This is a genomic window from Pseudomonas sp. ASL8 (assembly GCF_056680355.1).
This window is the reverse complement of sequence record NZ_CM155278.1, coordinates 1,042,356-1,063,533: the sequence shown is the minus strand read 5'-3', so window position 1 is coordinate 1,063,533 and position 21,178 is coordinate 1,042,356. Positions and strand designations below refer to the sequence as shown.

Below are 21,178 nucleotides of genomic sequence, written 5' to 3'. Positions count from 1 at the left end.
GTCAGGCCGTCAGGCGTGTTTAACGTTTTCGGTCAAGGTAACCGGCCTCCTTCGAACACCGTGAACGCCCCATCAGGCACTTTCGATTTAAGTGCCATGAGCCCCGCAGTGCAGGACTGGCAGGTCGGATAGGTTGAAAAAACCTCAATCGATTCCACCTGGGTGAAGTCAATTTTATCGGCGTTTAGTGCGTTCAATATCATGTGCTCGCTGTCCATCATCCTGTGATTTCCTGACGCGTTAGCGGTCAGGTCGGGAAGGAAAAGGGCCTCGTGAGGGTCCGCTTTACGCGTGCCGACCGGGTTTTTAGTTCGCTGGGCATTGATGTAGTGCGTTTTCTCCGGTGATACCGCGATGCCGTCCTTGGTGATATTCCAGTTTTTTAGCGTGGCGCCATCGCCTTTGTCGGTCTGTTTTGTCAGTGGGAAATCAAGACGAGACTTTTTTAAGCCAGACAGGCTGTAATAAACTTTCGTCGGTTGGCGGTCTGACTCTTTTGATTTGATTTTTACGTACGCGAAGTTTTTGTTTTCAGGGGTCAGGCGTTGTGTCGTTGCCCGCTGTGTAATGTTATCTGCGGTAAATATTGTCTCTGACACGTGCAGCCTGTTCAGTTCAGTGGCAATCCCCGCTCTCGCTGTCAGTGGAGTGTTCAGGTCGAGCGACGTCCAGGATGGCCTGTTAACACGAGCAGCTACAACCGCACGGTCTTGAGTATATTTGCAAAAAAGTGCCGCCTGCTCAGGCGTAGTACCCATGTTGAAAGGCCCCCCTACAAATGTGCTGATGTAGGTTTCCTTTCCCGCAACGATGTCCCGTTTGATCGCGTTCAGGTCCGCGTCGATGACGGCGGGGCTGAGTTCTTTTATGTACCTGTTCGCATCGTAAGAGCCATTATAAATATAGATAAGATAGTGTTCATCTTTGAGGCGGGTTGCCGCGCCCACGTTATTAATGTTCACCTGTATTCGGGTTAAGGCCAGCGGCCGGTCGTCAAAAAAATGCCCCGAGTAATAAATGCCCTCGTCCGCTTGGGTAACGATGACTTTCGCGCCGCCGACTGTTCGTTTTGCAACAACAGCCGAAATGATACGGGTATCTTTTATACCCTCCACCAGACCGTCCTTGATCTCGATCTGTTTGAAAATATCGTTTCCCCCCGTGACGGTTGCCGTAATTTTCTGTTTGTAGTTTTTAGGCAGAAGTAACGCGGTTCCTGATTTTTTAATGAGCAGGCCGTTTTTTATCTCATGGACACTGCGTTGATGTACCAGTGTGCCCGTATCGTCGGCGGTCACGCGCCTGTCTGTAAACCAAGGCGCGGCATCGACCCCCTGTGTTCTGGCAGCGTCAACGTTAGTATGTCCTGCATTACTGAACCGATTGGCGGCACACTTAACAAGGTCGTCGGGTGATCTTTTAAGCCGGCAAGGCACTTTCAAGAGCGGGTCCAATTCATCTGCTTTGTTTAAAATCCGTGTCCGCTTCAATACAGAGGCCCCGTTCTCACGGGTTATCTTTTTATACGTAATGCCGCCGGCCTCCAGAAAGAGATCATCCCCCCAGCGCGTCCACTGTTTAGTGAGGTTCGGTGTCGCGTCTAGAAGCGTCCAACCGCCATGCTGATCATTAAGTGCGATGTCTGTGGGCACATGGCGACTGAGGCTGCCTTGGTCGTTGATACGCATCAATGGCGCGCCATAGGGCTTACGTGTCATGGGGTCGACAAGATAAGGCGTCGAACCTTTTGCCGATGAACGAAGGTCATGATAAGTCAGCACGTTTTGATGCTGATTGACCTTTCGCACGCGATAGCGGCTATCTGACATTATCCATGCGGCCGGTTGTTCGTCGGTGACCAGGCGTAAACCCTTATTGCCATGACGGACTGTCGTCAGCCTATCCCTCAACTGTTTGACGCTAATCCGAAGTAAGCGTGCGCCTGCATGATTCAGTTTCAGGACGACGTGTGTGCCGGATTTGAACAGAGTGAAAACGCCGTCTAACGGGTTAATTGCCGTCGCTGCGGTGGCAAGGTAGTTACCGGCAAGAGGCGCCAGGCGAGGCAGACTGGCTCTGAGGCCAAATGTCGCGGCATTGCGCACGAAGCGAAACGTGAGGCTACCCATTTTTGCCAACGGCGCTATTAGAGAAAGCACATCAAAAGCAAGTCCGATCGAGGCCATGATAATAGTGCGAAGGTCGCCCGACTTGATGCCCGAAACAAGATTTTCCAGTGGTCCCCATATAGGGATGACGTAGTCTTTCAGAAACGCCACCGCATCGACCGAGCCGTCGAACAGGGTGACTCCCCTGGCCGCTTCGCGGAGTTTACTTTCGCTTTCGAAAAGATAACGTTGGGCCACGTCACGGCCTATCTGCGCCGCTCGCAACGGTCGCCAGGTCTCCGCCATCGTTGTTGTGTGGCGAGCAGGAAGATACCCTTGGAGAAAGTGAACAACCGCCGTAGAGGTGGTGTTTAACAGCGGCGCAGCCCCCGTGGCATATGCGTTCAGGTCGAATGGCAGCAGCGTCCCGCGCCGCATGAAGGCGCTGTTGCGGAGCTTGATTGCATTGGATATTGGCGCAAGAGTGAGGTCATCCCTGCGACGGATAAACCCTGCATAAGGCAACACTTCATGAACGTTTTCTCGGCCTTCATGGGTGGCGTGGATGATGAATCCATACCGCGCCATCAGTGCCTGGAAATTGCGCTCATCATCGTCCAGCGCAATGTTGGCCGTAGGTTTACGCAACCCGTATAACTGAACGTGGCCGTGTTCAATGGCGTCGCGTTCTTGCCTGGGAAGGTCGCTGATGAGCGCCACGATGATGTGTTCATAGGCAGCCTTTGTGCTTTTCAGCCATACCCCGAAGTCGGCCTCAAATGCGGTGGGTATGTCAGGGAGACCTTTGTATCTTGCGAACGGCGGAAGGAAAACGCCGGTTGCATTGTTATAGTTATAGGGCGGGATCCACGCAGGGTTATCACCCTTTAATCGGCCAGAGGCTAGCAGGTCCAGAGCCGAATAACTCGCGGGGCCATTAGGCAAGTTTCTGTAGTCGATTGAATAGCGGCGTCTGTTGGCCTGGAGGGTCATGTCCAGGTTCGTCTCCGGAAAACTGATGAATTCAGTCTCTGGAGGCAAGCTCCATTCGGCCAGTGTTTTTCGTGTCATGTCCAGGCGTTGGGGGGCAGGTTGTTTAAGCTGTTGTATGGCGTTCTCTAGCGTTTCTTCGTGGTCGGTAAACTGCGCCATTGCCGTGTTGCGCTGTTCCGTTGAATAGCCTCCGTCTTCCGTTGGTTGGATCACTGTGTGCGCACTGGCCCACTGTAAGACTGGCGGTGTAAGTGTTGCCGAAATCAGTAGTTCTTGTTCGGGTGTCGCCGTGCCGAGCAAGGTCGATGCATAGGTTGAGAGCTGCTGACAATTCATCGTCAGCGCCAAGCCGGGTTCAATGGCTTGGGCAAGGTTGATGCCGTGTTGAAAGTGCACCCACGCCGAACTCCATCGGTATCCGAGTTCGGGGGGCGAACCTTCAATCTGGAAGTCGACCGGGTAATGCGCTCTCAGCAAAAAACTGACCAGCACTGCCGTTTTGTCATAGGCCGCTATGCCACGCTGCTGGTAGTGCTTCTCAATGTCGTCACGCAGGGCGCTATAACTTTTCCCCGCGTTATCTGGATGTTCGAAGTCATAGCCCAGCAGGTTTGAGGCAGGGTCCAGCGCCTGCGCGAGCGCGTGATGTAGCAGTTTTGCAGCGATGGCCGGCGATGTCTTCTGGTGCGCGCGGGCTCCATACCAGCCCAGGGCAACTAGCAGGCTATTGGCAAGGCGTTGTCCTTCCTCAGACTCAACGATCTTTGCAAACGTGGTCATCGGATAGGCGCGAATGTCGGCGGTCAGCGACGACCTCAGAAAGGTCCCGCCGAGTTGATCCACCCAAGGCACAGCACTGCCTGACATGAAGTGCTTGAGCGTCTCGATGACGAGTGCGCCGTCGGTGCCGTCGATGTTCTCGCCGATATCTAACGTTTCACGGGTGATGATTCGAAGTACTGCTTCTTGGGCGGCTTGCAGCGCGTCAATGCAAACCCGACTCTCGACCTGATTTGTTGGCGGCGTCAACCCATAGCGTTTCAGCAGTTGAAAGGGCTGTACCGTACCGTCGCCGTACAGTGCTCCACCCAGCTGATCTGCGGTATCAAACAGTGCTTTCAGGGCGTCCCTGAGTTCGTCCGATGCCCTGATGATCAGGGTCAGATCGTGATCTGTCCGTTCAGCATCATATCCGCGCAGCCCCTGGGTCCTGGTAATACTGACCTCGGTAAGTGCCCCTATTTTTTGAGCTGCACAGACGTCGATAAATGTACGGGTGGCCGCCAAGGCATTCAACGTGTCGACTGCCGCGGCATAGTCCTTGTGAAAGGGCGTGCCGGGAGTGGGTTGAAGACGGGGTATTTCGAAGTTGAACTCGCTGGCGGTTTTTTTTCGGTGAGCACGTCCAGCAACAGTGCGAAGTCACCCAATTCAGGGCGGCCCCAATGAGTGAAAGGTGTGTGTTTGGTCAGTGCTGCTAATGAGGCTTCGATATTGGCGTTGAGCATGTCTATTGAGGTCGTCTCTAAAGATGTTATTTCCACGACTCGATCTATGCCCATGCTGGGGAAGTCTTGTTCGTGCCCGCCCATGATTAATGGGGGGGCCATCTAAGCCGGGAGCGCCAGGAAGCCTGCTTTACATAGTTATTGTGTGTGGGATTCACGAGGCGCAGGGCCGCATAGCGATTTTCTGAAGGAAACCGTTCAGTGCGCAGGTTTTTTTGGGCGCAAGCACTGTTTCTGTGCAACGCTTGCACCGCAGGTCAGACATGGCGCTTTAATGGTGCCCAGCGCTGCTGCTGTACCGAGGAACCGCCGTATTTGCCCGGATGGCATAAGTCTTGCGCGGTTCCATTACCGTCCAGGCTCGCAGGAGGCACGCCGTGTCGATTCATATCGCCTTGCACCATGTCACGCATTACCGCTACGACCGCGCGGTCGAGTTGGGTCCACAGATCGTTCGACTCCGTCCGGCGGCGCATAGCCGCACGCGGATTTTGTCCTATGCCTTGAAAGTCCTGCCGGAGCAGCACTTCGTCAACTGGCAGCAGGACCCACAAGGTAACTATCTGGCCCGCCTGGTCTTCCCCGAAAAGACCAACGAATTGCGCGTCGAGGTTGATCTGGTCGCCGAGATGGCCGTGTTCAACCCGTTCGACTTCTTTCTTGAGCCGTACGCGGAAAAAATCCCCTTTACCTACGCCAGCGACGAGCAGCGTGAGCTGGCGCCGTACCTTGAAAAACTGCCGCTGACCCCGAAGTTCTCGGCTTATCTGGCGAGCATCGATCGCACGCCATTGCCTGCCATCGATTTTCTGGTGGCGCTGAACCAACGCTTGAGTCAGGACATTGATTACCTGATTCGTATGGAACCTGGCGTGCAGACGCCGGAATTCACCCTGGAAAACGCGTCCGGCTCATGCCGCGATTCGGCCTGGTTACTGGTGCAGTTGCTGCGTCACTTGGGCATGGCTGCGCGTTTCGTGTCGGGGTACCTGATCCAGCTCAAGGCGGATGTCGAAGCACTCGACGGGCCGTCCGGCACCGATGTTGATTTCACCGATTTGCACGCGTGGTGCGAGGTGTATCTGCCCGGTGCTGGCTGGGTCGGACTTGATGCAACATCCGGTCTGTTCGCGGGCGAAGGCCATATTCCATTGGCGTGCAGCCCGGAGCCGTCTTCTGCGGCGCCGATCAGTGGCCTGGTCGAGCCCTGTGAGACCGAGTTCAGCCATGAAATGTCGGTCGAGCGCATCTGGGAAGCGCCTCGCGTCACCAAGCCCTACAGCGAAGAACAGTGGCTGGCGATCCAGGCCCTTGGGCACAAGATCGACAGTGACCTGACCCGTGATGACGTGCGCCTGACCATGGGCGGCGAGCCGACGTTTGTATCGATTGATGACCGCGATGGCGATGAGTGGAACACCGCCGCCCTCGGCCCGGAAAAGCGTCGGTTGTCCGCCGAGTTGTTCCAGCGCATGCGCAAGCATTACGCACCAAAGGGCCTCGTGCACTTTGGGCAGGGCAAGTGGTACCCCGGCGAGCAATTGCCGCGCTGGTCGCTGAACTGTTTCTGGCGTCGCGATGGGCAGCCGGTATGGCGTAACAACGCCTTGGTCGCAGATGAAACCGAAGACTACGGCGCCGATGGCACGTTGGCCGGACGTTTCCTTGCCAGCGTGGCTGAGCGCTTGAAACTGCCCGCGCGCTTTGTATTCCCGGCCTATGAAGATAATTTCTATTACCTGTGGCGCGAAGGTGCGCTGCCGCTGAACGTCGAGGCCGAGGATTCGCGTCTGGCTGACACGCTGGAGCGTGATCGCCTGCGCAAAGTGTTCGCCCAGGGGCTGGACAAGGTCATCGGCCAAGTCCTGCCTCTGGCGCGCAATGCGGCAGGGGATCTGTGGCAGAGCGGTCGCTGGTTTTTGCGCGACAATCATTGCCGGCTGGTGCCGGGGGATTCGGCACTCGGTTATCGACTGCCGCTGGCGTCGCAACCGTGGGTCAAGGCAGCGGAATACCCGTTCATTCATCCTACTGACCACAATCAGGCGTTTGCCGAACTGCCTGCCAGCGAGCAGTTGCAGACGCAGCTCAGTGGCTTGACCGAGCACGCAAACCCCGACGCCGAGCGCGAGCCCAAGATCGATGAGTCGGCCGACTGGCTGACCCGTACCGCATTGTGCGCCGAAGCGCGGGAAGGGCGGTTGTACCTGTTCATGCCGCCGCTGGAGAAACTCGAGGATTACCTCGAACTGGTCGCCGCGATCGAAGCCACTGCCGAGGAGCTGCACTGCCCGGTATTGCTCGAAGGGTATGAGCCGCCCAGCGATCCACGGCTGTCGAACTTCCGGATCACCCCTGATCCGGGTGTCATCGAAGTCAATGTGCAGCCCTCTGCCAGTTGGGATGAGTTGGTTGAACGCACCGAGTTTCTCTATGAGCAGGCGCGACTGACACGCCTGACCACCGAGAAATTCATGATCGATGGTCGCCACACCGGTACCGGCGGTGGCAACCATTTTGTCCTCGGTGGCGCGACCCCGGCGGACTCACCCTTTCTACGGCGTCCGGATTTGCTGCGCAGCCTGCTCAGCTATTGGCACAACCATCCGTCCTTGTCGTACCTGTTTTCCGGCTTGTTTATCGGGCCGACCTCGCAAGCGCCGCGTGTCGATGAGGCGCGCAACGATTCGCTGTACGAGCTGGAGATTGCCTTCGCGCAAATGCCGGAACCGGGCGAAGAATGTGCGCCGTGGCTGGTGGACCGGCTGCTGCGAAACCTGTTGATCGATGTCACCGGCAACACCCACCGCGCCGAGTTCTGTGTCGACAAGCTTTACTCGCCGGACGGTGCGACGGGGCGTTTGGGCCTGCTGGAGCTGCGCGCCTTTGAAATGCCGCCACATGCCCGCATGAGCCTGGCCCAACAGCTATTGCTGCGGGCGTTGGTCGCGCGCTTCTGGCGTGAGCCTTATGCACCCGCCAAGTTGGCGCGTTGGGGCACCGAACTGCACGACCGCTTCATGCTCCCGCACTTTATCGAGCAGGATTTTGCCGATGTCATCGTCGAGCTGAATGCCGCCGGTTATCCGCTGCGTGCCGAATGGTTTGCCGCGCATCTGGAGTTCCGTTTCCCGAAAGTCGGCGACTACGCGGTCAGCGGCATCGAACTGGAAGTGCGTCAGGCACTGGAACCCTGGCATGTGCTGGGTGAAGAAGGGGCTGCGGGGGGCGCAGTGCGTTATGTCGACTCGTCGCTGGAGCGCTTGCAGGTCAAGATCAATGGCTTGCCGCCGCAGCGTTACATGCTGACTTGCAACGGCATAGCGGTGCCGCTGCAGCCGACAGGACGGGTTGGCGAGTTCGTTGCGGGCGTGCGTTATCGCGCATGGCAGCCCTCCAATTGTTTGCAGCCGACCATCCCGGTGCACGCGCCGTTGGTGTTCGACCTGCTCGACACGTGGATGCAGCGCTCGTTGGGGGGTTGCGAGTATCATGTCGCGCATCCCGGGGGGCGCAATTACGAGACGTTGCCGGTGAATGCCAATGAGGCAGAAAGCCGTCGTCTGTCGCGTTTCTTCCGCATCGGCCATAGCCCCGGCAAGCTGCAAGTGCCGTTGTTGAGCATTAATGATGAACTGCCGATGACGCTGGATATGCGCCGCCATTAAAACAAGCCCGCTCAGGGAGATGTCACGCGCAGGGTTTACCCATACGCGTGACATTTTTCTGCACTAATCTGACGTCTTTTGTTGTCTGCCGAGCCCTTCATGCCCGACCTGCTTGACCGTTACCCGCTGACTGCGGGTACTTATCACGAGATGCTGGATGCCAGCGGCGCTGTTCGTCCGCATTGGCAGCGCCTGTATGAGCATCTGCAACGCAGCACGCCCGCACAATTGATGCAGCGGCAGGCGCTGCTGACTCGGCAGATTCAGGAAAACGGGGTGACCTACAACGTTTACGCCGATCCAAAAGGCGCAGACCGGCCCTGGGAGCTGGATCTGCTGCCGCACCTGATACCCGCTCAGGAATGGCAGCAGGTCGCCGCAGGCATCGCTCAGCGGGCGCGGTTGCTGAATGCGGTGCTGGCCGACCTGTACGGCCCTCAGCAGTTGATCGCCGACGGTTTGCTGCCGGCGGAGCTGGTGTTCGGGCATAACAATTTTCTGTGGCCGTGTCAGGGCGTGAGACCGCCCGAAGGCACGTTCCTGCACATGTACGCCGTGGATCTGGCCCGCACCCCTGATGGCCGCTGGTGGGTAACCGCCGACCGTACTCAGGCGCCCTCGGGTGCCGGTTACGCGTTGGAGAACCGGCAAATCGTCTCGCGTGCGTTCCCTGACATGTACCGCGACTTGCAGGTGCAGCACCTGTCGGGCTTTTTCCGCGCCTTGCAAGAGACGCTGGTGCGCCAGGCGCCCAGCGACAACGAAGCGCCTCTGGTGGTCCTGTTGACCCCCGGCCGCTTCAACGAAAGCTATTTCGAACACCTTTATCTCGCTCGCCAACTGGGTTATCCACTGGTCGAAGGCGGCGATCTGACGGTGCGCGACGCCACGGTTTACCTGAAAACGCTCAGCGGCCTGCGTCGGGTTCACGCGATCATGCGTCGGCTCGATGATGACTTCTGCGATCCACTGGAATTGCGCACCGACTCAGCGCTGGGTGTTCCAGGCTTGCTCGAAGCGGTGCGTCAGGGACGGGTACTGGTCGCCAATGCCTTGGGCAGCGGCGTTCTGGAATCGCCCGGTTTGCTGGGCTTTCTGCCGAAAATCAATCAGCACCTGTTTGGTGAAGAATTGATCCTCCCATCCGTGGCGACATGGTGGTGCGGCGAACCTCCGGTGCTGGCCCAGGCGCTGGAAAAACTTCCCGAACTGCTGATCAAGCCGGCGTTCCCGTCACAAAGTTTCACGCCGGTGTTTGGCCGCGATTTGAATGCCGAGCAGCGTCAGGCATTGGCGGAGCGGATGCAGGCCCGACCTTACGCGTATGTTGCGCAGGAGTTGGCGCAGCTGTCCCATGCACCTGTCTGGCAAACCGATGGCGATCAGTTGCAACCTCGGGCGATTGGCATGCGGGTGTATGCCGTCGCCAGCGCCGACGGTTATCGGGTGCTGCCGGGTGGATTGACCCGGGTGGCGGCCGAGGCCGATGCCGACGTGGTGTCGATGCAGCGCGGCGGAGCGAGCAAGGACACCTGGGTCTTGGGTGAGCGTGTCTATGGTGTCGAACCGTGGAAAGGTCAGCGTGCCCTGGGTGTGCGTGACTTGATTCGACGTGATCCTTATCTGCCATCGCGGGTGGTAGAGAATTTGTTCTGGTTCGGCCGCTACTGCGAGCGTTGCGATGACAGCGCACGGTTGTTGCGGATCATGCTGGCGCGTTATGTCGATGGCGACGACCCTTTGGCCCTGCAAGCAGCGGTGAAGCTGGGCGAGAGCCTGCACTTGCTGCCAGACGAGGAAGAGGGGGGCGAACTGCACGAGCGTTTGCTCGCCGGACTGTTGGGCGAAGACGGCGTATTCAGCCTGCGGGCCAACCTGCACCGCCTGCAGTGGGCGGCATCGCAAGTGCGCGGCAAGCTGTCGCGAGAAAACTGGCAAGCGCTGGTTGAACTGCAGCGCGAAACCATGAGCCTGGAAACAGACGATCCCGACTTTGGTGAGTTGTTGGACTTCCTCAACCGTCTGGTGATGTCGCTGGCAGCCTTGTCCGGTTTTGCCCTGGACGACATGACCCGCGATGAAGGCTGGCGCTTTTTGATGATCGGTCGGCGTATCGAGCGGCTACGGTTTCTCAGTACCAGCCTGGCGGCGTTCCTGCGCGATGCCGCGGTAAACGATGACGCGGGCCTGGAGTGGCTGTTGGAGCTGGGCAATAGCAGCATCACCTACCGCTCGCGCTACCTGGCAGTGCCGCAATTGATCCCGGTGCTCGACTTGCTGTTGCTCGATGAGCAAAACCCGCACGCGGTGTTGTTCCAGTTGAAGCTGGTGTCGAGTTCGCTGGTCCGTCTGAACGAAGACTTCGGCGCGCCTCGTGATACCAGCTTGCCGTTATTGATCAGGCGCCTGTCGGCCTTCGACCTCGGCAGCCTGGAGAATTCGCTGTTCGGCCAAGGCAGCGTGCGCGCTGTACTCGATGGTCTGGCCGATTTGCTGCAGAGCATCGGCGAGGCCAGTGGCCAAGTGTCGGACCGATTGGCCTTGCGCCATTTTGCCCACGTCGATGATGTCAGCCAGCGCACGGTGTCCGTCTGATGAGTGCTCATTACCAGATTTTTCACGACACTCATTACGAATACGACAGCCCGGTGTCCCTGGCGCAGCAATTGGCGCATTTGTGGCCACGGCCTTGTGCTTGGCAGCGTTGTACCGAGCAGCAATTGTTGATCAACCCGACGCCCACCAGCCGACGGGATGAGCTGGATGTATTTGGCAATCCGCTCACGCGCCTGGCGTTCGAAAGGCCGCATGATGAATTGAAGGTCAACGCACGACTGCGGGTCGAAGTGCTGGCTCGGCCGTCGCTGGACTTTAGCCTGTCCGCCGATTGGGATGCCACGCGCAGCGCCTTGACCTACAGCGGGCGGCCGATGTCACCAGCGATTCTCGAAGCGTGCCGGTTCCGCTTCGAGTCACCGTATGTGCATTTGAAACAAACCTTCGTCGACTTCTCCGAAAGCTGTTTTCCGCACGATCAGCCGTTATTGCTGTGCGTGCAGGCGTTGATGGAGAAGATTTTCAGTGAGTTCACCTTCGACGGTGAAGCCACTCAGGTGGCAACGCCGCTGGTCGAGGTGTTGGAAAATCGACGCGGGGTGTGTCAGGACTTTGCCCACTTGATGCTTGCCTGCCTGCGCTCACGCGGCCTTGCGGCACGCTATGTCAGCGGTTATCTGCTCACCCAGCCACCGCCCGGCCAGCCACGCATGATTGGCGCAGATGCGTCGCATGCCTGGATTTCGGTGTTTTGTCCGGTGTTGGGTTGGGTCGATTTTGATCCGACCAACAATGTGCAGCCAGCGTTGGAGCACATAAGCCTGGCCTGGGGCCGGGATTTCTCCGATGTATCGCCGTTGCGTGGGGTGATTCTGGGGGGAGGCAGTCATGACCCGGAGGTTCGGGTGACGGTGATGCCGGTCAGCGCCGAGGCCGATTGATCTTGGTGAATACATTCTGAAGGGGGAGGTGCCATGGTCTGCCGCATAAACGACAGACGTGGCGTACGGGCTTCGTCGATTGGCGAAGCCCCGCGGTTTCAGCTAGCAGGCGTTTGCTCTGGAGTCGCCTCAGCGTCGTCGGCAGGCTCTTGGCCTTCAACGGTTTCGCCTTCTGCGCCGGTTTCAGTCAAGGCAGCATTCTTTTTCTGCAGCTTTTCCTCTTTCTTCTGCTCTTTTGCCAGATCTCTCTGACGTTTGGCGAAGGAATAGTTAGGTTTAGCCATGGGCGGTCCTCTGTATAAGGCGGGAAATGCCTCTATTCTGCCTGAGAACCGGGTCGGGCACACGGCGTTGTGTGCTCAACGGTCTCTGCGAGGCTTTTGACAGGCGGGTCAGGTCGGCTTTTGGTCTGCCCACTTCGGGGCTGCCAAGGGTTTCCAGGCCTCCAGGGCCTCCAGCAGTTCGCTCGGCGACTCGCTGATCTGCAGCATGCCGCGGTGCTGCTCGCGGACAAAACCTTCGCTGACCACGTGGTCGAGAAAGTCGGTCAGTTTGCTGTAGAAACCGTTCACGTCCATCAGCCCCAGCGGTTTGGCGTGATAGCCCAACTGGCCCCAGGTCCAGACTTCGAACATTTCTTCCAGCGTCCCCAAACCACCCGGTAAGGCGATAAAGGCGTCGCTCAGTTCCGCCATGCGCGCTTTGCGGGCGTGCATGCCATCGACGACTTCCAGTCGGGTCAGACCTTTGTGGCCGATTTCCGCATTTTGCAGGCTTTCGGGAATGATCCCGATCACTTCGCCGCCCGCCGCCAATGCGGCATCGGCCACGATACCCATCAGGCCGACGGCACCGCCGCCATAGATCAGGGTCAACTTGCGTTCAGCCAAGGTACGGCCCAACGCAATCGCCGCTTCACGGTACACCGGGTTGGTGCCGGTGCTGGCACCGCAAAATATACATACGGATGTTAAAGACATTGCCTGCTCCATGGTCATCGACGCCCACAGAGTAAGGGTTCGGGCACCCCAGTCCAAGCGCCAGTCGCGCCCGGGTTAATCGTAATGGTGTTCATAGGTACCGCTGGCGCCGCACGCATAAGCGGCAAACAAGCTGCGAAACAGTCCGTTGAGGTGCATGATGTACGCTCCAGTGAGTGATGATGGCCCCATGTTAGGGCGTCGCAACTCGCTTGGCTGGTTGATTGTTTCGATGACGTCGATAGCTGTAGACAGTGACATGCGTTGCGTTGACGCAGGTCATTGGAACTTGACCGCAGATCAGGCAGTCTTCCAACAGACAGTTTTTTCAAAAAATTACCCTGCCTTGGAGATTCACCATGCTTCGTAAACTTGTCGCTGTATCCCTGCTGACGTTGGCCAGTGGCCATTTGTTGGCGGCAGAGTGCAAGGTCGACATTGATTCCACGGATCAGATGACCTACAGCACTAAAGAAATCACTGTCGATAAAAGCTGCAAGACCTTCACCGTGAACCTGACTCACTCCGGCAGCCTGCCAAAAAATGTCATGGGTCATAACTGGGTGTTGGCCAAAGAAGCTGACGCGCAGCCCGTCGCTACCGACGGTATCGGTGCCGGTGTCGACAAAAACTACCTGAAAGAAGGCGATGCCCGTGTCATTGCACACACCAAAGTCATTGGTGCTGGCGAAAAAGACTCGGTGACGTTCGATGTTTCGAAGCTTGATGCTGCTGAGAAATACGCGTTTTTCTGCACGTTCCCAGGCCACATCAGCATGATGAAAGGCGCTATCGTCCTGAAATAACGCGTGCGCACAGTGTCATGGCTCGGCCCCGCGCCGGGCTATGACGCTTCGACCATCCTGAACGTCATGCGGATGGTTTTTCCCGCCAGCTCATTACGGCTCACCGCACCTCCCGGGCGACGTGGCCTGCGCTGATCGCCGATCAGTGTCCACTGCCGGTTCGCGGCATGACAGGTCATGAGCGATTGCAGGTCTTGCCTATCCATCTGGGTATACGTCTGCCAACTGCATACGCCGCGATATTCCTTTTCCCCTGATTCGGGGAACCCCGGTACACCTTTTTGCAGCGCATCACGCACTGCAATTGCGCCGCTGGTCGTGCTGCTGCGTTGCGCGTACCCGGCCCCATAAAATCCCTCCGTGACGAAATCCACTTCGCTCAACAGCAGCGTGCAGTCTGGAAGGTGCCACGCCAACGGGACTTCAAAGCTGAATGTCTGCGGTAAATCGTTTGGGCGAGTGTCCAGGTGTAACTGTGGGTGGTGATAAGGGCAGTCGCGCTGGCCTGGCATCGGATCGTATTGGGCCGTTCCCCGCAGGGCGGTGTTCGCGGGCATTTCGCCAATTAGCATAAAGTGGGTGCTGCTGCGATAACCGCTGTCGTTGGCGGGGGACTCGCAGGTGGCGGTTGCAATCCAGCTGATAACGCCGAGGCCAGCGAACAGGGGAAAAAACCAGGCGCGCTGAATCATCGACAGGTGTTGAAGGTGATAAGCCTTGTAGGCTCTGAGCATTCATCTGAATCCTTGCGCGAAACGTCTGACAACAGGTTGCCTCGGGTGCCACACAGGTTCAATGGGTCAGCGGAAATCAGGAAGTTTCCTACTTCCGCTTGAAAATCCTTCGGGTCATTTCAGTTGGGTTGACTGAACGAACCATCCACCGTGTTGTAGTTTTTGGTTGTTCATGACCGGGACTCGCTGGGAAAACCAGCAGCGTGTCGGCAGGGTTAAATCCGCCGCACTTTGTCTAAGCGCGGGCCGATCTGCCGGCAAGTTGGACAAGTCGTTGCACAGGGATTCAATGTGATCCTTTGGCAAACCGCGGGTGATGAATACCAACCGGCTGCACCCATCGGCAAACGCGCCTTCCTTTGGCCAGGCCGGCAGACGTACGGGCGGATACGCAACGTCTTGCACACACTGCACGACCAGTGGGCGCGAGTCATCTGCAGCCAGCATCAAGCCTTTGACGCGCAGCAGGTGTTTGCCGTACTTGCGCAGTATGTGGCCCATCACCAGTGAGAATCCGAACCAGGGGACTTCCCGGGTAAAGCGCACGACAAAACTGTGAGTCTCGTCGGTGTGATGTTGAGTGGGTTGAGCTGGCCGAAGGCGCGGGCCGCTGCTGCTGTCTTGATCGCTATTGGCCTCTACATCGTTACTGACTCGTGTCAAATCAAGGTCTGCCACAAGCGGGATGTGGGTTGTTCCCATCCAGTTCGGCAGGCTGACTTTCTGAAGGTGCAAACGCCCATACAGGCCATTGCCCACTAATACGTCCAGAGGCGCCTGCCCCCTGCGCACCAGCGTTTGAGCCGCGTGTGCGTTGAGTCGTGAAAGGCTGGCTTGCAGCCCCTCCACTGCCTGGGTGCCTGCGAGGTCGCACTTGGTGATCAAGAGGCGATCTGCCGCCACAATTTGCCGTGTGGTTTCTGAGTAGTGTTGCAATTGTTCATGCCCATGCATCGCAGAAACAGTCGTGACGACGCCATCGCACACATAACGGGCTTTGACGAAAGCATCCTCCATCAAGGTGTAAATAATCGGCACCGGGTCGGCCAGACCAGTGGTTTCGATGATGACGCGGGTGATGGGCGCAATGTCCTGACGCGCGCTACGTTCGGACAAGGATTTTAGGGCGCCAACCAGGTCTCCTTGGGTACGGCAGCACAGGCAGCCTGAATCCAGAAGCACGATCTGCTCACTGACATGATCCACCAAGTGATGATCAATGCCGACGTCGCCGAACTCATTGACCAGCAGCGCAACGCCCGACATGCCGGGCTGGCTCGCCCAGTAGTTGAGCAGTGTGGTTTTGCCCGAGCCGAGGAAACCGGTCAGCACGGTGACAGGAATACGGTCTATTGCTTCTTTTTTAGGGGGGGCGGTGACAAGAGAAAGAGCAGGCGTAGAGGTCTTCATGATTGGAATAGTCTCCAAAAGCCGATGATACGATTGTTGTTATTAAGGGCGTGTCCCCACGGACCCGACACCGGCCGGGCTCGTGGGGACACGCTGTATCGATGCCACTCAGGCCCGCTTGCGCAACAACTCCAGGGTCTCCAGTACTGACTCGGGATGCAGCCCAGGATCGACCGATGCAAAGTAAAACTCACCGTCGGCCAGCGGGTGGGGAGGGCTGTGAGTAAACTCGGCGCTGATGTCCCGTCCTTTAGACGACACGCCAGTGTCACGCACGCCCTGTGCGATCACCGCGTCGAAGTCCTCCAGCCCGCTGCCGGGCATGGGCGTGCCCGGAGGCAAGCGCAGGGCGAGCGACCAGCGATAATGCCGTGCAACGTTGACGACAGAACTGTAGCGCTCCAGGTCGGCGGCGCTGAAGGCTGTATCGCCTGCGGCTTCCTCGAGTAGCACACCGCTCACCGGCTTGGTGGAGACGGCGCGCAACAGGTCGGCCAGGTAAATGCTGGCATCCTCTACGGTGTCGGCATCGGGCGCTTCGTCAGGTTGATTGGCCAGCCGGTTGGCATGGCTCAGCCAATGCCGTGGCGAAGGCATCGCCAGCACCAGCGGCACTCGCCCACGCAGGTGGGCGTCGACCGCATCAATGACCTCGGCGAGCAACGCTTTGGGTTCCTCTTCTGCCAACAGGGCGCGTAACGCGGTGGTGGGCCGACGGCGCTTGCCCAGGCGGCTTTCCAGCCCACCGTTGCGGGCGATCCAGGCGTCAAAAAGCTCGCCGACTTCAAGGATCGCTACCTCCGGTTTGAGCAGCCCGTGCGACTGGGAAAACCAGGCGAGAAAACTCGCCGCATGGGTCCAGACATCGGCCTCCGCAGAGCCTTGAAGCAGTCGCCGTGTATAGGCGGATGATTTAAGCCATAAGCGTATGGCCCCGTTGCCTGCCGGCTTGGGCAACTGTTCGGCAAATGGCGTGCTCATCTTTTTTCATCCATCGACGCCCCGACTGCTGAAAGCCGCGCTTCCAATTCTTCGATACGTACATCTTTGGGATGGCGCATGTAGTTGGGCATGGGCTCGTTGGCCCGGCGGGTTTTGTCCGGGGTGCCCATGTAGAGTATGTCTGCATCGTCCCCCCAGCAGCCAAAGTAGGGAAGGTGAGCCGGTGGTTTGGGTTTGTTCCAGGTCTTGATGAACTCCGCATAGGGAATACCTCGGGAGAGCCGGTCCTTGCGCTCGTTATCGCGCAGCACCTGGGTGGCCTTCTGGTCGACAATCAGCGTATCGGGTGCAATCTTGACCTTGTACAAACGTTCGGCCACGCCATGTGAGATCAGGTCTTCTTCCAGGTCTTTAACGATCAATGCGGGGTCCCGTTCCAGCAGGTCGCCGTAGCCTGCGCCAGCCCCTTGGGCAATCATGAACAGTTCGCCCCGGTTGGATATTTCAAAGCCCATGCCCATGTGGTGCGTGGTGTAATCGGCCCCCTCGAAGGATTGCTCGTTCATGATTTCCTCGATGGAGTGCTTGAACTTTTCCGGTTCATTGAGCAGAACATCGTAAACGTCCACGCCTTTGACTTTGGAGAGCGGATAGGTGCCGCAGGCATACCCGCCGAAGAGTCCCTGGAGCGGCGGAACCTTTGCGCCCTGGGCGGTGGTCATGAAGCCCCACTCTTCGCTGTCCTTGGTGGCCACGATCATGGTGTAGCCCTGCCCGCCACGGTATTTGCCCGGCGCGATGGCATCGCGGGTCATTTTCTTGGAGACCAGTTGCAGGAACGGCACGTCTTCTTCGTTGAGTTCTTGCTCGCCGACGTCGGCCATCGTGGCGAAGATAGGTTGCAAGCCTGGCTCGCCATCCATGTCCACGCGTGCGCCGCCGCCCATGCCATTGAGGTCGGCACACAGGTTGCCGAGCGTTTCGCCATGCTGGCTGACGCCACCCCAGATAAAAGTGTTGATCATGTTGAAGCTAGGGGCATGGACCTTGGTGTACTTCTCCGGGCAGCTATAGAGGAATTTGGCGACGGCATGCTGGCCCGCTGTGAACCCGGTGAAGATGGACATCAGGCTCTGCGAGTTGGGCGCGTTGTAAGACGAGTTGAGAATGGAATAGGGGTCGGTGACGACCTCAATAGGTGCAAAGGCCGCTTGTCCACGCGGCAGGTCGGGCCATATGTAGCACATGACCAATTGCGAGAGCATGCCCTTGAGCCCGGCCAGAACCGTGTTGGTGGGGCGGTTGGTAAACTCCGGCGCCGAACCCCGGAAGTCGAAGATCAGTCGGTCGCCCTTCTTGGTCAGTTGGCAGTTGATTTTGGCGATACAGTTTTCGCGCAACGTGGAGTCTTGAATGATGTAGGTCCGCACGGTCATGTCCGGCCATTCGCTGATGCGGCGTTTGACTTCGGTGCGCACGTTTTCCATGGTCAGGCGCAGGGTCGCGATCAGGGCATCCGGGCCGTCAGTCTTGAGCACGTCTTCGATACGCTGCTTGATGCGCAGGCAACCGTAGAGTTTGACCTTCATGTCCTCGTACTGGAGCTTGGGCTCGCGTACCGAGTTTTGCAGGAAGGTCAGCAAGTCGCGTTTTATCTGGTAGTTTTCAACCACCTTGAACGGGCTCATTTTCAGCCCTTCGTCACTCGGGCTTTCTGCCATGGACGGCATGCCGCCGGGTTCGATAGCACCGTTTTCCCCTTCATGAACCGTGGCGGCCACCCAGCACACCAGCTTGCCTTCATGGAAGATCGGCAGAATCATGCTCTGGTCGGTGTTGTGCACGTTGCCATAGCGCGAATCGTTGTGAATAAAACCATCGCCCTCGCGTACGCCCACCGTGGGTTCGTTGATCCAGTTCTTGATAATGAACTTGATGGGGTGGTGCACCAGCGCTGAAAACAGCAGCACACCGCCGGCGCTGGCGATGGCCAGATCCCCGGATGCCGAGTAGACGCCAGTGATGACGTCACCCCATTTAGCCCCAGGCGCGGCACCCATCTGTTCGACCATCTCGTAGCCTTCATCACAACCGGACTGGAGTCGGTCACGAATCTTGGCAATGGTGTGGGCATCGCAGTCTTTACGGATGCTGATGTCCTCTTGTTCCGAGCGAGGCATCAAATCATGGTTGTTCATGATTTCCGGGTCAGGGGCGAGGAATAGCGTCGTGTCTTCAAGGAATTTCTTGATGAGCGCCGCATCTGCTGCACTGGGTGTCAGGCTAGGGACGTTGATAGCAAGATCGTTCATGTCTAGATCCTTTCTTGAGTTCATAAAGTTTCAGTTGATCAATGCATCAATGCGTGAGTTGATCGCGAAGAAACCAAGAGGCGTTTTGCAGTGCGGCGACGAAGTTCCAGCCCGGGTTGACCAGGAAGGTGGTGACCTCAGAAGCCACAATGGCCGGGCCACGTATTTGCACCCCAGGATCAATGTCTGAACGATTCCATACCGGGGTGTCGAAGGCCTCTTTGTGGCCCGCGAAGTAGCATTTGCGAGTGGAGGAAGGTGCCGGGGGTTGTTTGCGTTGCTCTACAGGCACGGGCTTGATGTTGCCGAATTGCACGGTTTCATGGTGTACAAACGCGGCCACGCGAATAGTGTTGATGCGTATGCCGGCTTCCGGGGCCTGTGATCCTTCCCCGAAACGGCTGCCATAGTCGCTGGCAAACTGTTCTATCAACGCCAGGATATCGGCGGGGCCATGGACGGTGTGCTGAGGAATGACCGCCGTTGTCTGGACTAGCTGGTTGCCGTAGCGCATGTCCAGTTCCAGGTTATGACGGATGTCCTGGCGGGCAATGCCTTGGCGCAGCAGGTCCTGAGTGCCCCTCTCTTTGAGTTCGGACACGATATCGTTGAAGCGGTCGTAGTCGTTGAACAGGTGACGGGAATTGGAGTCGTACAGCACCATGTACAGTGATTTTTCGTGGATGTGCAGTTGGTGAATATTGCCTGCGCCCACGGCCGAGAACACCGAACTGAAAGGCGGCGCGAGAATTTTGTCGATGTTAAGGTTCTGCGCGATGCTGCAGCAGTGCAGCGGCCCGTTGCCCCCATAGGCCAACATGGTGAAATCTTTCGGGTCGTAACCTCGGGCGCGTAACTCGGTGAATAGACCGTTGGCCATGTTGTCATCCACTTTCTCGCGGATGAGCAACGCTGCCTCGATCACTTCGCACTCCAACTCTTCACAGATGGCGTCTTCGATCGCGGTGACGGCGCGGCGCGTATTCAGGGGGATGGAGCCTCCTGCATAGTTCTCTGCGTTGAGGTAGCCCAGCACCAAGTCGGCATCGGTCACCGTGGGCTTCAAGCCGCCACGGTCGTAACAGGCAGGGCCTGGGTCTGAGCCGGCTGACTCGGGCCCGCATTTGACCGTGTTGTACATGCGGTCATAGCTGGCCACTGAACCGCCGCCCGCCCCGAGCGTCACCAGGTGCACCATCGGCACGGACACCATCCAGCGGTCGATGACCGGGTTGAAGTCATAGTGTTTAACGCCGCCTTCTACCACGATGCCGATGTCATAGCTGGTGCCTCCCATGTCGGTGGCGACAACGTTTCCGAGATCGGCCTGCATGGCCAGATGCTCGGAGGCAGCGATGCCCGATACAGGGCCGGAGTGAATGGTTTGCAGTGCATCGGTGGAGTTGAGCTGGGCCATGCCGCCTGAGTTATGAATAACCAGCATTGGCTGTTCGTAATGGTGTGTGCGCAGATTCTGTTCCAGCGTCGACAGCGCGTGGTACATGGTGGAGTGCAGATACCCGTCGATGACCGCCGATGCCGAACGTACATATTCGCCCTTACGGCCGGATACCTGGTGAGACAGGATGATGGGAATAGCGCCCAGCAGGTGAGAGGGATATTCCTCCTGCAAGATCTCTTCGATGCGTTGCTCGTGTTCCGGGTTGACCACGGAATTGATCAGCGAGACGACAATGATCTGGGCGCCGCGATTCACCAGCTCGCGAATCTGCAAACGAACGTTGTCTTCATCAAGGGCCATGACGAGGTTGCCCTCGAAATCCAGACGCTCGCGCACGCCTCGAATCATGCTGGGAAGCACCAGCGGGTTCGGTCGGCTGGCGTTGGGTATGTCGGTCTGGCCCAGGATATCCAGGCCTTCGCCGTACCCGCGACCACGGCTCAGAGGGACGGTTGCCTCGTAGCCACAGGTGACCAGCATGCCGATCTTGGGCCCCTTGTGCTCGATCAATGCGTTGGTGCCCAGTGTGGTCGCATAGCGAACCGAGTCCACGCTGGAGAGGACGTCGGCCAACTCCAGGTCCAATATCTTGCAGCCTTTACCCAGCGCCTGATTGAAGCCCAGTGCCAGGTTGTGATGGGTTGTCAGCGCCTTGGTTTCGATGTATTTGCCATCCCAGACCACGAAGCAATCCGTGAATGTTCCACCGATATCGACAGAAACGCGTCTCATATCATTTCCCTTGTTCTTGTAGTGAG

General features: G+C 57.9%; 12 protein-coding genes. 4 read left to right on the top strand and 8 right to left on the bottom strand.

Features of this window, described 5'->3' with window-relative positions:
• Positions 1–32: 32 nt before the first annotated feature.
• The gene (locus AC1MEA_RS04835; protein WP_480916982.1) at positions 33–4,397 is read right to left on the bottom strand and encodes a hypothetical protein; all 4,365 of its coding nucleotides are present in this window, start codon (positions 4,395–4,397) and stop codon (positions 33–35) included.
• A 589-nt stretch (positions 4,398–4,986) separates the two neighbouring features.
• On the opposite strand from AC1MEA_RS04835, the gene AC1MEA_RS04830 reads away from it, so the two are divergent.
• The 3 genes from AC1MEA_RS04830 (at position 4,987) to AC1MEA_RS04820 (ending at position 11,774) form a co-directional block, all read left to right on the top strand.
• A complete protein-coding gene (locus AC1MEA_RS04830) occupies positions 4,987–8,277 on the top strand; it encodes a transglutaminase family protein (RefSeq protein ID WP_480916981.1) in 3,291 nt (1,096 codons plus the stop codon).
• Positions 8,278–8,376: 99 nt separating this feature from the next.
• A complete protein-coding gene (locus tag AC1MEA_RS04825) occupies positions 8,377–10,872 on the top strand; it encodes a circularly permuted type 2 ATP-grasp protein (RefSeq protein ID WP_480916980.1) in 2,496 nt (831 codons plus the stop codon).
• Positions 10,872–11,774 (top strand): transglutaminase family protein, encoded by a 903-nt coding sequence (locus tag AC1MEA_RS04820; RefSeq protein WP_322277968.1) that lies wholly within the window; start codon positions 10,872–10,874, stop codon positions 11,772–11,774. The genes AC1MEA_RS04825 and AC1MEA_RS04820 overlap by 1 nt, the downstream gene beginning before the upstream one ends.
• 98 nt (positions 11,775–11,872) lie before the next feature.
• Here the strand turns inward: AC1MEA_RS04820 and AC1MEA_RS04815 are convergent, their stop codons facing one another.
• Together AC1MEA_RS04815 and AC1MEA_RS04810 are read right to left on the bottom strand one after the other, a co-directional pair.
• Positions 11,873–12,058 (bottom strand): hypothetical protein, encoded by a 186-nt coding sequence (locus AC1MEA_RS04815; protein ID WP_219062446.1) that lies wholly within the window; start codon positions 12,056–12,058, stop codon positions 11,873–11,875.
• 108 nt (positions 12,059–12,166) lie between these two features.
• Entirely contained in the window at positions 12,167–12,754 is a 588-nt protein-coding gene (locus AC1MEA_RS04810) for an LOG family protein (protein ID WP_480916979.1), read from the bottom strand.
• A 359-nt stretch (positions 12,755–13,113) separates the two neighbouring features.
• Between AC1MEA_RS04810 and azu the strand changes: the two genes are divergently transcribed.
• Positions 13,114–13,560 (top strand): azurin, encoded by a 447-nt coding sequence (azu, locus tag AC1MEA_RS04805; protein ID WP_219062448.1) that lies wholly within the window; start codon positions 13,114–13,116, stop codon positions 13,558–13,560.
• Between the two features lie 38 nt (positions 13,561–13,598).
• On the opposite strand, the gene AC1MEA_RS04800 is transcribed toward azu, so the two are convergent.
• The 5 genes from AC1MEA_RS04800 to AC1MEA_RS04780 all read right to left on the bottom strand — a co-directional run bounded on the left by AC1MEA_RS04800 (position 13,599) and on the right by AC1MEA_RS04780 (position 21,152).
• Positions 13,599–14,294 (bottom strand): hypothetical protein, encoded by a 696-nt coding sequence (locus AC1MEA_RS04800; RefSeq protein WP_480916978.1) that lies wholly within the window; start codon positions 14,292–14,294, stop codon positions 13,599–13,601.
• Between the two features lie 114 nt (positions 14,295–14,408).
• Complete coding sequence (locus AC1MEA_RS04795) at positions 14,409–15,704, bottom strand: CobW family GTP-binding protein (protein WP_480916977.1); 1,296 nt, start codon at positions 15,702–15,704, stop codon at positions 14,409–14,411.
• Between the two features lie 108 nt (positions 15,705–15,812).
• Entirely contained in the window at positions 15,813–16,685 is an 873-nt protein-coding gene (locus AC1MEA_RS04790) for a hypothetical protein (RefSeq protein ID WP_480916976.1), read from the bottom strand.
• Positions 16,682–18,958, bottom strand: coding sequence for a hydantoinase B/oxoprolinase family protein (locus tag AC1MEA_RS04785; protein ID WP_480916975.1), 2,277 nt, complete (start codon positions 18,956–18,958; stop codon positions 16,682–16,684). The genes AC1MEA_RS04790 and AC1MEA_RS04785 overlap by 4 nt, the downstream gene beginning before the upstream one ends.
• 46 nt (positions 18,959–19,004) lie before the next feature.
• Positions 19,005–21,152, bottom strand: a complete 2,148-nt coding sequence (locus tag AC1MEA_RS04780) for a hydantoinase/oxoprolinase family protein (RefSeq protein ID WP_480916974.1) — start codon at positions 21,150–21,152, stop codon at positions 19,005–19,007.
• Between the last annotated feature and the right edge of the window lie 26 nt (positions 21,153–21,178).

What these genes read in the sequence shown, in the direction of transcription:
- AC1MEA_RS04825 (WP_480916980.1), top strand. Translation starts at nt 8,377, where the DNA reads ATGCCCGACCTGCTTGACCGTTACCCGCTGACTGCGGGTACTTATCAC.
- AC1MEA_RS04820 (WP_322277968.1), top strand. Translation starts at nt 10,872, where the DNA reads ATGAGTGCTCATTACCAGATTTTTCACGACACTCATTACGAATACGAC.
- AC1MEA_RS04815 (WP_219062446.1), bottom strand. Translation starts at nt 12,058, where the DNA reads ATGGCTAAACCTAACTATTCCTTCGCCAAACGTCAGAGAGATCTGGCA.
- AC1MEA_RS04810 (WP_480916979.1), bottom strand. Translation starts at nt 12,754, where the DNA reads ATGTCTTTAACATCCGTATGTATATTTTGCGGTGCCAGCACCGGCACC.
- azu (WP_219062448.1), top strand. Translation starts at nt 13,114, where the DNA reads ATGCTTCGTAAACTTGTCGCTGTATCCCTGCTGACGTTGGCCAGTGGC.
- AC1MEA_RS04800 (WP_480916978.1), bottom strand. Translation starts at nt 14,294, where the DNA reads ATGCTCAGAGCCTACAAGGCTTATCACCTTCAACACCTGTCGATGATT.
- AC1MEA_RS04795 (WP_480916977.1), bottom strand. Translation starts at nt 15,704, where the DNA reads ATGAAGACCTCTACGCCTGCTCTTTCTCTTGTCACCGCCCCCCCTAAA.
- AC1MEA_RS04790 (WP_480916976.1), bottom strand. Translation starts at nt 16,685, where the DNA reads ATGAGCACGCCATTTGCCGAACAGTTGCCCAAGCCGGCAGGCAACGGG.
- AC1MEA_RS04785 (WP_480916975.1), bottom strand. Translation starts at nt 18,958, where the DNA reads ATGAACGATCTTGCTATCAACGTCCCTAGCCTGACACCCAGTGCAGCA.
- AC1MEA_RS04780 (WP_480916974.1), bottom strand. Translation starts at nt 21,152, where the DNA reads ATGAGACGCGTTTCTGTCGATATCGGTGGAACATTCACGGATTGCTTC.